Here is a 16,374-nt window from a genome sequence, read left to right as displayed (position 1 = left end):
TTTCTATACAGTATTGGGCAATCATTACACGTTCTTCCAATGTTGTTTGTTTAGCCAAGCGATCTCCCCCTGATTCAAAATCATATCTTTTAAATTCTTTACCCGCTTGGTATCGTTTTATCCATAAACGAATGGATTGTGAGCTCCGAATACTATACTTAGTGGCGAGTTCCTGTAAAGAAATGTCTGACGTCAACGCTTCATTCACAATCTGTAACTTTAAATCATTACTATAAGCACGGGGAGAACGTGGTTGAATCGCCTCAATACCATCTTTTTGATAGGCTTTATACTTTTTCATGGCCCAATAGGAGGAAACATCTACACCTAATGCCCTCACAGCCATACTTACAGAACAATTATTATCCTCTATATACTCGAATATCTTCAAATAAGTTTCAGCAGATATCTTATAATGATGACTCACACCACTCACTCCTGTCTCTACACTTTTTTATTTTTCAGTGTAAAGTCGGCGGGGGCCGGATCAGGCTGGCCCTTCAACTAACTCACGCTTGATTAAACTGTTACTTTATTGAAGCGTGAGTGGATTTTCCGGACCAGCTAATCCCTCAGGAGTGTCAGCCTTCTAGGCAATCTCACATCAAATGCAGTCACTTAGGGCAAGTTTATGAAATGAAGACAACCCAATAGCATCCCATTTGTACGTCCAATTCATCCTTATTTTTCGCCTATTTTATCATCATTAATAGATATAAATCTATAAATAGATAGGGGATTGGAAAACTTAATGTCCCATCCTCTTATATTGTGTTTTAAACTTCAATTACATCCCTTTTCGTTTGATTTGTCGATTCAAAAATATGGCTATAAGTAGGCCGTGTATGATAGTGAGTCCTTTAAAAATAATTGAACTGAAAGAAACGAAAAAGGCTGTTAATACAATTTCTAGTATCAAAATCAATAGAATCACAACTAATAATACTTGTTGTGATTTTGGCATTGTGTGCTTAGGTTCGTTCATCCTATCTCCCTTTATCAACTGACGTCCATTCATATAAGAGGTTATCATTGTAGTCTGTACCTTGCAATTATTCCCACTGTACCGCCTTCTGATACCAATCTATCACTTGGTCAATACGAGAAATCAATGTTGCCTCGTCTTCTCCTTCAATCACGACTGACATGATATGGTCGACACTCAATCGTGCTTCACCAAACTGTTGACCTGGTACGGCTTTAAGCGACTGAAAAAGGACCCAATCTTCATTTAACGGGTGTTGTATCCCTTGAAATGTCGCATTTTGAGGCGGTAACAAAATAAATCCGCCATACCGCTGAATTTGCGTGTATTGATCGACAATATCAGCACGCCCTGTTTGTAAATAAAGACTCATTTGATTGAGTTGCATTCCGATTGCATGTTCTAGCGTGCGGCCAATTTCACCCCCACCTGTACGACTTCCAATTTCACAAAAGTAGATGTCGTTTGTCGGTGTCACAAAAAATTCTGCATGAAATGATCCGTTCGGCAATGTCGGTAGTGCCGCAATGACTTTTGTCACTTCTTGCTGTAATACTTGATTCAGTGGATTGTCTTCTTTCAACATATAACTCGCTAATGGCTGATGGTCTTTAAATGCCAAACACCCATTGTAATAGTGCGAAACGTAGGCACTTTTCACTTCACCTTGTTGGACAAGTCCATCCACATGATACATCTCACCATCAATAAACTGTTCAATTTCATAATTTCCTAAGTCGGGATGCGTCTGTAGAAACGTGTCAATATCCTGCTGTATGCTTGCAATGACAACATCCGACGAACCTGAACCATCTGTCGGCTTGAGTACGACAGGAAAACCATACTTTGTCACAAATTGTTGTATGTTCGCGGCATCCAATGCTTTGTCAAATTGAGGTGTTTTTACTGATGTACCTTGTAACAACTGTTTCATGAGCACTTTATCACGATACGCTTCTGCACTAATCATTGATTGACCTTCAAGATTCAACAATGCTCTAATTTTAGCTGCTCGAATGACGTCAAATTCCGAAATCGATAGTACTTGGGTGATATGATATTGTCGACTTAATTCGAGCGCACGCATTTCTATGTCAGGATGAGACATGTAATGCGTAAACCCTTCAATGTGCAAATAATCTTTTTCAGCATAACTCTCTTTTTTCTCAGCCGGACAAAATAAAATCATATTCTCTGCTGTATCTGGAAACCATTCGTCATACGGTGTTTTTGCATGATCCGTACTTGATAACATTAATATCGTCATTCAATAATCACCTCAATCACTTCATGAATCCAATCAATTTTTCGTTGAACCGCTTCTGCTGTCTCAGCTTCGAAAACGATATTGAGTAAGAAGCAACTTGAAAAATGCTCAGGCGGCATCATGACCGCATCTCCGTAATTTTTTAAAGGCACAACATAGTGAACACCGGGCATTTCGACCAATCGATCGACACCTTTAATCCCTTTAAATGTCCCTGCTCGATCTGCCATGACACTATAAAAACACATCTTCTTCGTCGTCTGATCAAAAGCAGGCCAATTGCTCGTCACATCTTTTCCAACTGACACATCTAACACTTTTTCAATAAATGAATGGCCAGATGCACCAGGAATTAAATGTGACGTAATAAAGCCGCCACCTGGTCTTGCTGCTGATTCAATTACTTTAAAACCATCTTTCGTCACTCTACCTTCTAAATGAAAGGCACAGTGATCAATGCCTAAACTTTGAATCGCTTGTGTCGCTTTCGTCTTAATTTCTTGTTGCAAGGCTACATGTTTATCTGATGGAAAAATCGCAATGTACTCCAGTGAATACTCAGGTGTCACCGCCTTGTCCGTAATCCCTGCAATGCACACTTCACCATTTTGCACAACGCCTTCTACTGATACTTCTTCACCTACAAGATAGCCTTCATAAATGTAATCATTCGGATAATAACGGTACACTTTATCACGTTCTGGTGATGTCGCATGACGTAAAGCCTCATACACATAGTCGATACATGCTTCACTTTCAATTTTAAATATACCTTTACTTCCAGAAGCGCCAACCGGTTTCAATATCCCTGGCGTGCCAATGCGTGCAACAGCTCGACGTAAATCCTCTTCAGTTCGCACATTTTCAAAAGACGGTGAAATGTCAGGCACTTGATCAAACGCGACACGCATTAAATATTTGTTACGTGCATTTTTGACATGCGACATCGGTATACCTGGCAATTGCAAGCGGTCATTTAATTGCGCAACCAACTCCACATCTTTATCCGACCACGTCAGAATCCCACTCAAAGGTTGTTTTTGATGATACGCAAGCACTGCTTCAACGACTGCTGTTTCATCATACGTATCGATTTCAACCACTTCATCTAGCCCGCTGTCTAACAATTGAGGGTCACGATCAGTCATCAATACGACACGATATCCTTGTCTTTTTGCCTCTAAAATCGGTGCCACTCTTTCTACTTTATGACTTCTCAAATTAATAAATAGTAATGTCTCCACACACTTCACGCTCCTATGTTATGCCTCTATAAATTGTTGTTGATACCATTTTCGATCATAAGCTGTCATGTCGATTTGACAATGGTGCTGACTACTATAATCAAACCATGCTTGATATAGTGCACCGGCAACCTCTTTATAATAAAGCGCTTTCATTAATTCCATTTCAGAATACACCACACCCGACGTTTTCATCAACCGTAAATCGTAAAAGGCGTTTAGTGTATAGGGCGGACATTGAATCGCACCCGGACAACGTATGGCATGTTTCACGTTTGCAAATACATGACCTTTATGGTGTTGATTACTCCATTCTGTAATATCACTCATCACTGGCGGAAAATAGTAATGTCGCTGAATTCGATGGCGCTCATTCAAAAAATTCCCCGGCGTATAATGCCAACTATTGTATTCCATGCGTTTACTAATCGCCGTTAAAATGCCTGCCAACATCTGTCCTTGATTGAGAAAGGCCTGTTTCATTTTGTCACTCGGTATCGCGCAACAAAAATACATTTGCTGTTTCCATTCAAAAATCGTTTCTAACTGATTATGTTTTAACGCATCATAATACATCCACGGCTGTCTAAACCCTCGCGTCATACCGACATCAGAGTCCGTTGCCTGTATCGCATAATCTACAATTTTTTCGAGCAATGCTTGTATCGTAGTCATGTCCGGATGCTGTTCAATATAGTGATAAAATGCGTCGTGATACGTTTGATTCGGTTGCATCCCCAATGTTTGCACTAAATCCTTTTCCATCGCCTTATCACAATACAACGCGACATCTTGCTGGTTTAAAAACTTTTCTTGTTTGTGTAAATTCAGCCCATTAATTTTTCGGTAAATGACATAGTTTTGAGCGACCTTTTCTCTTAATTGACAGATTAATCGCGCTTTAGCTAAAAGGGACTTCGGTACTGGTTTGGAAGGTGTGTCCGTCATTTCTTGATAAACTGCTAACTTTTCTTCCAAATAATGCGACAAATAATGCAGTGAAAAATGGACACCATTGACCTCTTCTCCTCGAGCCGGTGGACCAGATTGTAGTAATGTATAGAGATTAAAAATAAATATACGTTCATCCCTTGTCCACGTATCCTTATTTTTCTCAGACAAATCATCTAATAAAAAGTGTGCGGTATCGCCTTCTAAGCTTTTAAGTAGATTGTTGTAGTGATAAAACGTCGTATACGTCTGCCCGTTATAATACAGTAATACCGGTGCCATAAAATCCACTTTTTCTTTAATAGCATCAATGACTTGTAGCACGTCTTGCGGTTCAAGGTGCCGAAAAAACGAGACGACTTCCGACTGATAGCGCAACATTTCTTCCGTATGCAAACGCGTCGCCAGTTGTTCTATTTTGACCATCGTTTCGGGTGCTAATTTAAAATAACCCCACACCGTCGTATATTCATCGACGAAACTTGGTCCAAGGTGAACACGACCATATGATGACATACCAAAACTGATCACATCATTCCCATCTGAAGGTTCTTCATCCGTAAAAAAACAAGTCGCATGCTCCAAATGTTGATAAATCGCCCATTGTTCAAAATTCAAACTTTGTCGTGCGATCTCAAGTGGGATTTTACCATCTAGTGTCAGCATCATTTCAATCACTTCTAGCGGTTGCTCGAGTTGTACCACTTTGCCATGCATTTCATCCAATAAATGTTCAAAACCATTTCGTTTCATTGTGATTCCTTCTCTCTGTCTAATATCATTGGTAACGAAAAAGGATGTTGCCCTACTGTAATAGCGGCTGTTGGACAATTTTCAACTGCATCATCTAAATTTTCTAAGTCACATTCAGGTATTTGCGCTGTACCACTATTACAATCTAAACACATGTACGCAATACCTTCAGCATCATACCGAAACAATCGGGGCGCCGCAGCACCACAAGCCGAACAAGAAATACAATTTTCTCTTTCTACATACGCATAATAGTTCATAAGCTTTCCCCCTTACTGTTATCGTACAAAATTCATTTTTACAGTATTTTTTGATACATTTATAATTAATATTCCGCTTTTTTATTATAATAAATTTATGCATAAACCTCAATTTAAATATCATTTTTCACTTTTAGAAGATTTCAGCACAAAAAAGAGGCTGAGACACATCAGTTCCCAGCCGTTTTCGTTTATTTTAATTTTTATTCATAATGTATATATCCATGCTTATTTGACAATCAACACAGGGATATTGACACGTTTTGCAATTTTGTGAGTCACGTGACCGAGTACATGTTTAATATCCATTTCTGAACGCTTATTACTCATCACGACTACATCATAATCTTGACTCGCCACTTCATTCACAATTTCTTTTGTTGGGGAGCCTGTCGCAAATTTCACTTTGTAAGATAAGCCAACATCTTCAATCGTTTTCAAGAACGGCTTCATTTCGTTTTTCTTTTCTTCTACCACTTCTTCAAAATGTTTTCCTTGATAGCGGACATAATTCGCTAATTCTGTCTCTGAAATGACATTGAAAACGACAATTTCATAAGGCTCATCGTTACCAGTCAGTTTTTTTAATTGTTCAGGGACGTTTTTAAAGCTGTTGCCAAAATCATATGGAACGAGAATATTGCTAAACATATCTAATCCCTCCTCATTTTTGGTGTCTCCTGTGTTTTAATTCCAAAACGAAAATAAAGGAGACGGCTTTCTTATCATCTTTATTTTAGCATTATGATAACGCTTTCTCAAGGCGGCTCACTTTTGAAATATCGCCTATGTATCACACTGTTTTTCACACGTATAACAATAATATAACATTTAGTTGTTATCTTGGATGCACTGCTAAAATTCAATGTAACTTAATCCTATTTGCAAAACAAAAAGGCACTTCTAAAAAAGTTGAAGTGCCTTAAATATTTATGATGCGAATTCAATAATATCAAATGTTTCTGTAATGTCTACATCATTTAAATCATGCCCTACCACGACTAAATAAGGTGACATTTCGATTGGACAAGGTTTCAACTCTAGATGGCCCGGTGTATATTGTACGACATAAGGCGTTTCACAACCTTTAAAATAGACAAACCCCTTTACTCTAAAGACATCCTTCAACCCTTTTAAGCCTTCAATTAAAGCGCTTTGTTGGATTGGAGATTGAAATTCATACAATAAGTGTGATAAATGCCCATGATGATGGACAGACGAACGTTCACTAATATGATATTCAGATTCATGTTGTACTTCTTGTAATGTCAGTTCGCCGTATCGTGTTAAAATGTATGGTGTTTCGGGATAACGTTGCTGCAATTTTTGAACGACCGATAACAACTTGTCACTTTCTAACAAATCGATTTTATTAATAATCAAATGACTACAATAACGGATTTGTTCATCCATTAAAGTTTGAATCGGTTCTGGGAAGGTGCATTGATTGTCATACGCTGCCGCATCGACAATACCTAACATGCTTAAATCTTGAATTAAAGGCGCAAGCACAGGTGTCATGCATGCATCGAACACTTCAATTGGGTGTGCAACTCCACTGCATTCAATAAAAACAATGTCAGGTTGGTGTGTTAAATACAGTTCGTGCAACTGTTGAGAGACATTCGCTTTCAAGTCACAACAAATACAGCCATTCGTTAACACTTCCATTTTCACATCTTCAGTCACGAGATGTGCATCTACATTTTTAGCCCCAAAATCATTCATCATGACTGCCGGTTTTAATCCTTGATCGATTGCATCTTGTATTAAAAAATTAAGCGTAGACGTTTTACCGCCACCTAAGAAGCCCGCTAATATGACGATATCCATCTAATCTCCTCCATCTCTCATCCAATCACGAAATAAACGGCTTCCCGTTGTAGTATGTTGGCCTTGATATTTCCCATGATATTTAGTTTCTGGTACAGTTTTCGTTTCAGCTAATACAATTTGGCAGATACGTTGACCCTGTTCAATCTCTAACGGAAAATCATTTGCATTGTATAGTTCCAAAGTAATTTTACCTTCAAATCCAGGATCTACCCAACCGGCATTTTGTATGAATAATCCTGCTCGGCCGACTGAACTCCGCCCTTCGATAAATCCCGTTAATTGTTGAGGTAAGGTAATATATTCTTCTGTCGTGGCTAAAATAAATGCGTGCGCAGGTATCACCACCCGAGATTGTTCAATCGTCTCATAATCAATCGGGTCGCTCATGCGCTGGACACCTGTTTCGGGTGGGATAGGTTTTAAAAAGTGATTCCCTAAAGTCAAATCAACAGATGCCGGTTCAATATGTGCTTCTACTAATGGTTCAATATTGAGTAATTGACGTTTGAGATACGCCTTAATATCACTATCTGACAAAATCATACGATGCACCTCAGTTCCTTAAATATCAATCGTAATTTTTACGAAGCGTGATGCTTTCATAATTTATCATGTCCAGAAGATTCAGACAAGATTTTTTTGAATATTTTTCATTTTATTTTTGAGTAATGTTATTAAATTTCAATAAATATGCGAAGTTATATAATCGCGAAAATGTCTGGACAAGGCAACTCGCTGAGATGTTCATACCCGTTGTTCATCATTCATAAACGCAATATTTAGCAATATGAAAAAGCTTGCTCGATGTATGAAAATTGTACATTCGAACAAGCTTGCTCTATATATTTTGCGCTCTTAATATTAACATTCCCTATCATTTTTCATCTGTGCGCAATGTCATCCACTCATTTTAGAATAAGAAGTAACGTTGGGTCATCGGCAATTCAGTTGCCGCTTCACTTGTTACTTTTTTGCCATCCACGAATACTTCATACGTTTGTGGATCGACGTCAAGTTTTGGTAAAGCATTATTGTTTTTCATATCTTTTTTACTTAACTGACGAATATTGCGTACTGGTCTCACATCACGTTTTAAGTCTAATGTACGACGAATGCCATTCATATAAGCGGCTTGTGACACAAATGTAATCGACGTACTTTGTAAGTTGCCACCATATTGACCATACATATGACGATATTTAATCGGTTCAGATGTTGGGATAGAGCCATTTGCATCACCATTCGCCGCAACGTTGACCATACCGCCTTTAACAACCATGTCCGGTTTAACACCGAAGAAACGTGGGTCCCAAATGACAAGGTCAGCTAATTTTCCAGGATCAACAGAACCAACATATTCTGAAATACCGTGTGTAATTGCTGGATTAATCGTATATTTCGCAATGTAGCGACGGATACGATTGTTATCATCATATTCACTGTCACCTTCAAATGGTCCACGTTGTTGTTTCATACGGTGCGCTACTTGCCATGCACGCGTAATGACTTCACCAACACGCCCCATTGCTTGAGAGTCAGAGCTGATCATGCTGAATACACCCATATCTTGTAAAACGTCTTCTGCAGCGATGGTTTCTTTACGAATACGAGAATCCGCGAAAGCAACGTCTTCTGGAATTGAGGCGTTTAAATGGTGTGTAATCATAACCATGTCTAAATGTTCATCGATTGTATTATGTGTATACGGTAAAGTTGGGTTAGTAGAAGATGGCAACACATTAGGGTAGCCCGCAGATTTAATTAAGTCTGGCGCGTGTCCCCCACCAGCCCCTTCTGTATGATACATATGGATAACTTTATCACCAATCGCTTTCATCGTATCTTCCATAAAGCCCGCTTCATTCAACGTATCCGCGTGCAGTGCGATTTGGATATCATAATCGTCTGCTACTTCAAGCGCATGACGTAATGCTGAAGGTGTTGCACCCCAGTCTTCGTGCACTTTCAAACCGATGACCCCTGCATGAATTTGCTCTACTAATGCAGTTGGATTCACCGCTTGACCTTTACCCGTGAAACCAATGTTAAGCGGTAAGTTTTCTGCTGCTTGAAGCATGCGATGAATATACCAAGAACCTGGTGTTACTGTAGTCGCTTTTGACCCTTCTGATGTCCCAGTTCCACCACCGATATGTGTAGTAATCCCACTTTCTAATGCAACTTCTGCTTGCTCAGGGTTGATAAAGTGGACGTGTGTATCAATACCGCCTGCAGTTACAATCATGCCCTCTGCAGCGATAACATCTGTTGACGAACCGATTATAATATCGACATCGTCCATAATATCGGGGTTACCGGCTTTTCCTAATTTCATAATGTAGCCGTTTTTCACACCGATATCACATTTAATCACTTTATCATAGTCAATAACAACAGCATTTGAAATGACTAAGTCTGCTACTGCTTTGTTATCACGTGTCGCATTGGGATTTTGACCCATGCCATCACGGATTGATTTACCACCACCGAAAGTGACCTCATCGCCATATTTTGCATAATCTTTTTCGACTTTCGCAAATAAATCCGTATCAGCTAAACGAATGGAATCCCCCACTGTTGGGCCATACAAGCTCGTATACTGTGATTCTGTCATTTTAAAACTCATTTAACTTCACTTCCCTCTATCATATTAGGTGGTGTGATGCGAGATTGATCAAGCGGCCCATCGACTAAGCCGTGAAAACCATACACATGTTGTTTACCTGCATAACGTACGAGACGAATTTCCTTTTCATCACCAGGTTCAAAACGTACAGCCGCACCAGCTGGAATATCTAAATGCTTACCATACGCTTGTTCGCGATCAAATGATAATGCTGGGTTAGCTTCAAAAAAATGATAATGTGAACCTACTTGAACAGGTCGATCCCCTGTATTTTTAACACGTAATTTTGTATTTTCGCGTCCTTCGTTAATCATAATTTCGGTTGAATTCACAATAATTTCTCCAGGTTGCATAATATCCCCTCCTATACGATTGGATGATGGATAGTAATTAATTTTGTACCATCTGGGAAAGTGGCTTCGATTTCGATATCTGTCACCATCGTTTCGACACCTTCCATCACATCATCTCTTGATAAAATTTCACGCCCGTAACTCATTAATTCTGCTACTGTTTTACCATCACGAGCCCCTTCTAATATTTCATAACTAATTAATGCCACTGCTTCAGGGTGATTTAATTTCAAGCCTCGTTCTTTACGTCGTCGGGCCAAATCTGCAGCCACAACAATCATCAGTTTGTCTTGTTCTCGTTGCGTAAAGTGCATGACGTTCACTCCTTATCCTAAAAAATAAATTGACTTAGACTTTTATTATAGACCTCACCCATCATTCTTTCAAATCTAAATACTATATAATAATAATAAAGGGCATTTTCACAGTTATGTCCTATAAAAGGTTGAAGGAATAAGGGACACTTTAATGTTATGTTAATATAGTTGTTATTTGAAATGTGCAAATGTTAAACTATGAACATGCATGTGATTTTTTATTAGAGAGAGAAAGTAGTGAACTGTAATGTCAAAATGGATACATACCTTTTTCAAAAACATATCTCAAGTCGTGTTACTCGAAAATACATGGACAGGTTTATTAATTTTAATCGCATTATGGATTGGAAACTGGAAAATTGGACTGGCCGCTATGATTGGCAGCTTCTTGAGTCTCTTGACCGCACGATATTTCAACTATACGGAAGAGGAAATTCATTCAGGACTTGCCGGATTTAACCCCGTCCTTATTGCGATTGACTTAACTTTATTTTTACTCTGGTCATGGCAAAGCATTCTCGTTATTTTAATCAGCATTTTACTCTCGATGCCTATCGCACAATCATTAAAAAACTTTTTAAAACCTTTTCGCTTACCCGAACTGACAACACCATTTGTCTTGATTACATGGGTTGTGCTGTTAATGTCACAACAATTTAAATTTATTAAAACGAACGTCGATGTCTTGCCGTTAACAGCCGATGTGCATGTCAATTTAAATACAACATTCCATCCTTTACATGCATTTTTTAGTGATGTGAGCCAAATCTTTTTAGTCGAACATACCATAAGCGGTATGCTCATCGTCATCGCCTGTTTCATCGCTTCAAGACGCGCTGGCATTTATATTCTCGTCGCCAACTTCTTTGGTCTATTACTTGAATTTTTCTTTGGTGCAGATATCGGTACACTTAACGAAGGTCTCTTTGGCTTTAACTTAATGCTATCTATCATTGCAGTTGGGGTTACTTTCCGTTCAGCCAATCATCTAAAAGCAGTTATCGCCTTTATTTTAACCGTGGTGATGACACCAATGATGTACGCTGCAACCGCAACATTTTTAGAACCTATCGGCGTACCGACATTGACATTCCCATTTATCTTAACGACTTGGACATTACTCTTAGCCGGACAATCAACGACAGATCCGCACATTTCAAAATAAAGAACATAAAAAAGTGCACCCACCGTTCAACGTATCGATCGATGTGTGCACTTTTATTGAATTCACCACGTTATGCGCAACAAATGGATGTCCCCACTTATCCATACATAGCACACTTTAAAGGTGGACTGAATGGGTCGTGACCGCACATTCAAAACTTTTAAGAGGAAAATTGTACTGAGTCATGGGACACCTCTCCACTCGTTTAAGCCATCTGATTTGTTCCTAGTCTTTGTGTTTCATAAAATATCTTAAATTCAGTCATGCTTCACTTCTTCAAAATAAGCCTCATCCAAATGATTAATATCCAAATGCTCAATCTGTAACGTCGTGTGAGCTAAACCATATTTCTCTTTCAACAGGCGCTCCAACTGATTGATCGTCCGATACGCATCCTCACTACTTCGACTATCGAGCACGACATGCGCACTCAATGAATAGTGATCCGTTGTAATCGACCATAAATGAAACTCGTGCACATCCAACACTTGATCCACTGATTTCATCGTTTCCATAATTTCATCCGTTTCCAAATGCTCTGGGACCGACTCCATCAAAATCAACCACGCATTGCGCATAATTTTATAACCCCCACGCAAAATCACTAATGCAATCACAATACTTAAAATAGGGTCAATCAACTGAATCCCTGTTAGATAAATTAAGCCGACTGCTACAATGACACCTACAGAATTTAACAAATCACCGAGGAAATGCCATAACGCGCTTTGAATATTAATATTATTTTCACTCTTCAATGAACGCATTAAAATGACAGTTAACACTATATTCACAATTAAACCAATCGTCGCGATGACAAGCATTAAACCACTTTCAACAGGCTTTGGAAAAATAATACGCATGATCGCTTCATAAAAAATCCAAATTGAAATCACTGCGAGTGCGAGACCATTTAAAAATGCTGCTAAAATTTCAAATCTTAAAAATCCAAATGTGTAACGTGCAGTAGGTCGACGACTTGCAAAATAGACCGCTACCATCGATAATCCTAATGCAATCACATCACTCAACATATGAAATGAATCTGATAACAGGGCAAGTGAATTAGAAACGAGACCTCCTACAAACTCTACAACTGTGAAAAAGAGCGTAATGATGAGCGAAAGCCATAACGTTGTTTTCGAGTGTGCTTGTGTTTTACGATGCTCAACATGATGAAAATAAGTTCTTCTCGCCATAAAAAATCTCCTTTGATAATTTTTCTCAGTACTTATAAACGACGCGAGGTGAATACGAACATTGTCGCATTCACCTCATGAGTTTCACTTACTATATGTTATAAAATCGTCGTTTACTAAACTTTCGTCAGCTTGATATTGTTGATAAGTTAAATACGCCACTCCAGAAGCAACTGCCACAGCCACGCCTCCAAAGATGAACGCTGAAACTTTATAAAATTGATTCATTTTATTAAGCCTCCATGTAGATTTTTATTTTACCATACCCCTCCATCGATTGCTCATAAACATGCTCTTCAAATTATTCCAATACCCTCTACAATATAAAATAAAAACTGGAAACATAAAAATTCATTTTTTAAATTAATCTTTTTGACAATTATTTAAAAATATTGTATCCTTTCACTAACTACTGAAAGCCTTTACAGATTATTGTAGTAGGACTTTCTAAAATAAAGGAGGGGTGTGGATGTCAGCGATTTTAGCTAAAATTTTCGGATTTTTGCCAAGACTCATTATTAACATTTTTGTATAGTCGTTACAAATTTAATTAAATAAACAAAGAGGTGGAAAAATGAAAGATCAGAAACAACTATTTAGTATTCGTAAATTTAAAAGCGGTGCCTCATCAGTCGTTATCGCATCTTTATTTTTCATAGGCTTATCAAACGCACCTGCTTTAGCTGATTCAAAATCAACAACCGATGCACCCGAACAAAGTCAACAAACTGAAAAAGTCGCAACTGAAGAAAGGCAAACGCCTGTAACGGACAATGCCAAAGTAGCGCTCCCTTCAACTGAACAAACATCTAAAGGCACATCAACAGCTCCGAAAGAAAATTCAGATGAACCAACAACAAATCTAGAAGCGACACCAAAGGATAAACCACTCACGTCATCTACAGAACACCCTTCAAATGAACCATCAACTCAAACAAAAGACCTACATAGCGCGAATACATCAGATGACGCGGTCACTCCAGAAGCTCAAGCATCATCATTAAAACCAGTTGCTGAACCACAGAAGGAAACAACTGATTTGAAAGAACCACAATTACCAACCAAAAATGAAACAAATGAAACACCTGTTGACACAGATAAAAAAGTTGATAACGGTAAACAAAAATCAGACAAGATCGTAGCCAAAAACAACGCACAACATACACAACATCAGTCGATTACTTTACCTCAAAACGATTCATCTGAGCCTCAATCACAAAGTTTAGCGTCAAAAGAAAATACGGTGCCAACAACTCTTGATTTATCATCTGAGGCACAAAATGAGCATCATAAATTGACAGAACAATCTGACAAAAACGTCACAACGTTCTCAGCAGAAGCAGCACCTCAAACAATCACAACGAAAAGTGTGGACAAAAACGCGCTCGTGAATACAAAATCTAAAACACCAACAAAAGATGACGTGAAAACACTTAAAACAGCAAATGTAGCGACGACACAACCACAAACGCAACAACGCAACGCTGAACAAGTGAAAGCACAAGCAAGTAAAAAAGCTAAACAAGGTTTCTATAAAAATGGAGACCCTATCATTTTAGTACACGGTTTTAACGGCTTCACAGATAACTTATTGCCTTCTGTATTGTCACACTATTGGGGTGGCGAAAAACTAAACATTAGACAAGACTTAGAAGAAAACGGTTATAACACATATGAAGCAAGTGTGAGTGCCTTTGGTAGTAACTACGATCGTGCAGTAGAACTGTATTACTATATTAAAGGTGGGACTGTAGATTACGGTGCAGCACATGCCGCGAAATACGGTCATAAACGTTACGGTAAAACATATGAAGGTGTGTACAAAGATTGGAAACCAGGTCAAAAAGTACACCTCGTTGGTCACAGTATGGGCGGACAAACAATTCGTCAATTAGAAGAACTGTTACGCAATGGTAATCCTGAAGAAATTGCGTATCAAAAAGAACATGGTGGCGAGATTTCTCCACTCTTTTCTGGTAAAAACGATAATATGGTGTCATCTATTACAACACTAGGTACACCACATAACGGTACGCACGCATCAGATCAACTCGGCAATGAGGCGATTGTACGTCAAGTCGTTTTCGATGTCGCACAAGTCCTTGCTAAAAACAAAGCACGCGTAGACTTTGGTTTAAATCAATGGGGTCTAGAGCGTAAAAAAGGCGAGTCATTAGAGGATTACTTTGAACGTGTTGCCAATAACGACCAATTGTGGCGCACAGAAGATCACGGTTTTTATGACTTAACACGTGAAGGCGCATCAAAATTGAACAAAAAAACTTCACTTAATCCAAACATTGTCTATAAAACATACACAGGTGAAGCCACACACCCATCAATTTCAGGCAAGCACAAATCAGATTACAACATGTTCTTCCCATTCACACTGACAGCGAATGTGATCGGTAAAGCTGCTGAAAAAGAATGGCGTGAAAATGACGGCCTTGTATCTGTTGTATCTTCACAACACCCATACAACCAAGCTTGGGTCGATGCATCAGATGACGTGAAAAAAGGTGTATGGCAAGTGATGCCTGTACAACACGGTTGGGACCATGTAGACTTTGTCGGTCAAGATACAAATGATACTGCACATTCACAAGATGAGTTAAAAGACTTCTGGCATAAACTGGCTGAAGACTTAGTCAAATCAGAAGAACAAACAGGATAAGGAGGTTTTGTAGATGGCAGGTACACCATTAGAATTGTTATTATCCATTTTCAAAGTGCTTAAAACTATTTTCAAATTCTAATTGCATTTAACATATACGGGAGCAGGACATTAGATTGTTCTGCTCTCTTTACTATAAAAGCAAAGGGCATCAAATATTTTTGATTGACTTAATTGATTTTATATTTCAATTTAACGGTTTTCATTTATCATAGAAAAAGCTAAAAAATTATGTTCCATTTCCTCTTCCTAAAAAAATGAGGTGCCCGAACTTTGAAACGTCCGAGCACCTCTTTCCTTCTTTAAAACATTCATGAAGTTTAAAATCAAAATGTCACCTTTCAAATGCGTACACATATTACTGATAAACTTCATAATGATAACTTTTTCTATTCTAACCTCTGCTACATGACAATGATGCCGTGCCTCATACACTCACTCATTACCTTTAGAAGGTTTAACCTAGATTGCTAGAACGCACCCGAGAATATGACGGCTCTCTTCCTCACCTTCACTGTACGACGATGATGCTGCACCTCATACATTCACTCATTACTATTTAGAAGGTTTAACCTAGATTGCAAAAACGCACCCGAGAATACGACGGCTCTCTTCCTCACCTTCACTGCACGACGATGATGCTGTACCTCATACATTCACTCATTACCATTAGAAGGTTTAACCTAGATTGCTAGAACCTTTCTTCACCACAAAAATAAGTAGCCTTTATTAGATTGCAAAACT

At 38.6% G+C, this 16,374-nt stretch carries 16 protein-coding genes; 2 read left to right on the top strand and 14 right to left on the bottom strand.

Going from position 1 to position 16,374, the window contains the following annotated elements; genetic code table 11:
* The 12 genes from CCE82_RS09000 to CCE82_RS08945 all read right to left on the bottom strand — a co-directional run.
* The coding region (locus CCE82_RS09000; RefSeq protein WP_159454530.1) for a helix-turn-helix domain-containing protein at positions 1 to 427 on the bottom strand (427 nt) is incomplete at its 3' end.
* Positions 428 to 787: 360 nt separating this feature from the next.
* Complete coding sequence (locus tag CCE82_RS08995) at positions 788 to 985, bottom strand: hypothetical protein (protein WP_240507196.1); 198 nt, start codon at positions 983 to 985, stop codon at positions 788 to 790.
* A 67-nt stretch (positions 986 to 1,052) separates the two neighbouring features.
* The gene (locus CCE82_RS08990; protein ID WP_086429064.1) at positions 1,053 to 2,252 is read right to left on the bottom strand and encodes an ATP-grasp domain-containing protein; all 1,200 of its coding nucleotides are present in this window, start codon (positions 2,250 to 2,252) and stop codon (positions 1,053 to 1,055) included.
* Positions 2,249 to 3,496, bottom strand: a complete 1,248-nt coding sequence (locus CCE82_RS08985; protein WP_086429063.1) for an ATP-grasp domain-containing protein — start codon at positions 3,494 to 3,496, stop codon at positions 2,249 to 2,251. Before CCE82_RS08985 ends, CCE82_RS08990 begins: the two co-directional genes overlap by 4 nt.
* Positions 3,497 to 3,514: 18 nt before the next feature.
* Positions 3,515 to 5,200 carry a hypothetical protein gene (locus tag CCE82_RS08980; RefSeq protein ID WP_086429062.1) on the bottom strand — a complete coding sequence of 562 codons (1,686 nt, stop codon included), beginning with the start codon at positions 5,198 to 5,200 and terminating at the stop codon, positions 3,515 to 3,517.
* Positions 5,197 to 5,460 carry a ferredoxin gene (locus CCE82_RS08975; RefSeq protein WP_086429061.1) on the bottom strand — a complete coding sequence of 88 codons (264 nt, stop codon included), beginning with the start codon at positions 5,458 to 5,460 and terminating at the stop codon, positions 5,197 to 5,199. Before CCE82_RS08975 ends, CCE82_RS08980 begins: the two co-directional genes overlap by 4 nt.
* Before the next feature lie 228 nt (positions 5,461 to 5,688).
* A complete protein-coding gene (locus CCE82_RS08970; RefSeq protein WP_086429060.1) occupies positions 5,689 to 6,111 on the bottom strand; it encodes a universal stress protein in 423 nt (140 codons plus the stop codon).
* Between the two features lie 279 nt (positions 6,112 to 6,390).
* The gene (locus tag CCE82_RS08965) at positions 6,391 to 7,293 is read right to left on the bottom strand and encodes a CobW family GTP-binding protein (RefSeq protein WP_086429059.1); all 903 of its coding nucleotides are present in this window, start codon (positions 7,291 to 7,293) and stop codon (positions 6,391 to 6,393) included.
* Complete coding sequence (gene dcd, locus CCE82_RS08960) at positions 7,294 to 7,839, bottom strand: dCTP deaminase (RefSeq protein WP_086429058.1); 546 nt, start codon at positions 7,837 to 7,839, stop codon at positions 7,294 to 7,296.
* A 367-nt stretch (positions 7,840 to 8,206) separates the two neighbouring features.
* Positions 8,207 to 9,922, bottom strand: a complete 1,716-nt coding sequence (gene ureC, locus CCE82_RS08955) for an urease subunit alpha (RefSeq protein ID WP_086429057.1) — start codon at positions 9,920 to 9,922, stop codon at positions 8,207 to 8,209.
* The gene (locus tag CCE82_RS08950; RefSeq protein WP_086429056.1) at positions 9,919 to 10,275 is read right to left on the bottom strand and encodes an urease subunit beta; all 357 of its coding nucleotides are present in this window, start codon (positions 10,273 to 10,275) and stop codon (positions 9,919 to 9,921) included. The genes ureC and CCE82_RS08950 overlap by 4 nt, the downstream gene beginning before the upstream one ends.
* Before the next feature lie 11 nt (positions 10,276 to 10,286).
* Positions 10,287 to 10,589 (bottom strand): urease subunit gamma, encoded by a 303-nt coding sequence (locus tag CCE82_RS08945; RefSeq protein WP_086429055.1) that lies wholly within the window; start codon positions 10,587 to 10,589, stop codon positions 10,287 to 10,289.
* Positions 10,590 to 10,839: 250 nt separating this feature from the next.
* On the opposite strand from CCE82_RS08945, the gene yut reads away from it, so the two are divergent.
* Entirely contained in the window at positions 10,840 to 11,757 is a 918-nt protein-coding gene (gene yut, locus CCE82_RS08940) for an urea transporter (protein WP_086429054.1), read from the top strand.
* 257 nt (positions 11,758 to 12,014) lie between these two features.
* On the opposite strand, the gene CCE82_RS08935 is transcribed toward yut, so the two are convergent.
* Both CCE82_RS08935 and CCE82_RS13055 read right to left on the bottom strand, forming a co-directional pair.
* Positions 12,015 to 12,956 carry a cation diffusion facilitator family transporter gene (locus CCE82_RS08935; protein WP_086429053.1) on the bottom strand — a complete coding sequence of 314 codons (942 nt, stop codon included), beginning with the start codon at positions 12,954 to 12,956 and terminating at the stop codon, positions 12,015 to 12,017.
* Positions 12,957 to 13,040: 84 nt separating this feature from the next.
* Entirely contained in the window at positions 13,041 to 13,184 is a 144-nt protein-coding gene (locus CCE82_RS13055; RefSeq protein ID WP_167370973.1) for a hypothetical protein, read from the bottom strand.
* Between the two features lie 346 nt (positions 13,185 to 13,530).
* On the opposite strand from CCE82_RS13055, the gene lip reads away from it, so the two are divergent.
* Positions 13,531 to 15,630, top strand: coding sequence for a YSIRK-targeted triacylglycerol lipase (gene lip, locus CCE82_RS08930; protein WP_086429052.1), 2,100 nt, complete (start codon positions 13,531 to 13,533; stop codon positions 15,628 to 15,630).
* Positions 15,631 to 16,374 lie beyond the last annotated feature (744 nt).

Origin of the sequence: Staphylococcus cornubiensis (assembly GCF_900183575.1) — a bacterium.
Lineage (GTDB): Bacteria > Bacillota > Bacilli > Staphylococcales > Staphylococcaceae > Staphylococcus > Staphylococcus cornubiensis.
This window is presented reverse-complemented; position numbering and strand designations above follow the sequence as displayed.

What these genes read in the sequence shown, in the direction of transcription:
- CCE82_RS08975 (WP_086429061.1), bottom strand. Translation starts at nt 5,460, where the DNA reads ATGAACTATTATGCGTATGTAGAAAGAGAAAATTGTATTTCTTGTTCG.
- CCE82_RS08990 (WP_086429064.1), bottom strand. Translation starts at nt 2,252, where the DNA reads ATGACGATATTAATGTTATCAAGTACGGATCATGCAAAAACACCGTAT.
- CCE82_RS08980 (WP_086429062.1), bottom strand. Translation starts at nt 5,200, where the DNA reads ATGAAACGAAATGGTTTTGAACATTTATTGGATGAAATGCATGGCAAA.
- ureC (WP_086429057.1), bottom strand. Translation starts at nt 9,922, where the DNA reads ATGAGTTTTAAAATGACAGAATCACAGTATACGAGCTTGTATGGCCCA.
- dcd (WP_086429058.1), bottom strand. Translation starts at nt 7,839, where the DNA reads ATGATTTTGTCAGATAGTGATATTAAGGCGTATCTCAAACGTCAATTA.
- CCE82_RS08950 (WP_086429056.1), bottom strand. Translation starts at nt 10,275, where the DNA reads ATGCAACCTGGAGAAATTATTGTGAATTCAACCGAAATTATGATTAAC.
- CCE82_RS08945 (WP_086429055.1), bottom strand. Translation starts at nt 10,589, where the DNA reads ATGCACTTTACGCAACGAGAACAAGACAAACTGATGATTGTTGTGGCT.
- CCE82_RS08970 (WP_086429060.1), bottom strand. Translation starts at nt 6,111, where the DNA reads ATGTTTAGCAATATTCTCGTTCCATATGATTTTGGCAACAGCTTTAAA.
- lip (WP_086429052.1), top strand. Translation starts at nt 13,531, where the DNA reads ATGAAAGATCAGAAACAACTATTTAGTATTCGTAAATTTAAAAGCGGT.
- CCE82_RS08995 (WP_240507196.1), bottom strand. Translation starts at nt 985, where the DNA reads ATGAACGAACCTAAGCACACAATGCCAAAATCACAACAAGTATTATTA.
- yut (WP_086429054.1), top strand. Translation starts at nt 10,840, where the DNA reads ATGTCAAAATGGATACATACCTTTTTCAAAAACATATCTCAAGTCGTG.
- CCE82_RS13055 (WP_167370973.1), bottom strand. Translation starts at nt 13,184, where the DNA reads ATGAATCAATTTTATAAAGTTTCAGCGTTCATCTTTGGAGGCGTGGCT.
- CCE82_RS08965 (WP_086429059.1), bottom strand. Translation starts at nt 7,293, where the DNA reads ATGGATATCGTCATATTAGCGGGCTTCTTAGGTGGCGGTAAAACGTCT.
- CCE82_RS08935 (WP_086429053.1), bottom strand. Translation starts at nt 12,956, where the DNA reads ATGGCGAGAAGAACTTATTTTCATCATGTTGAGCATCGTAAAACACAA.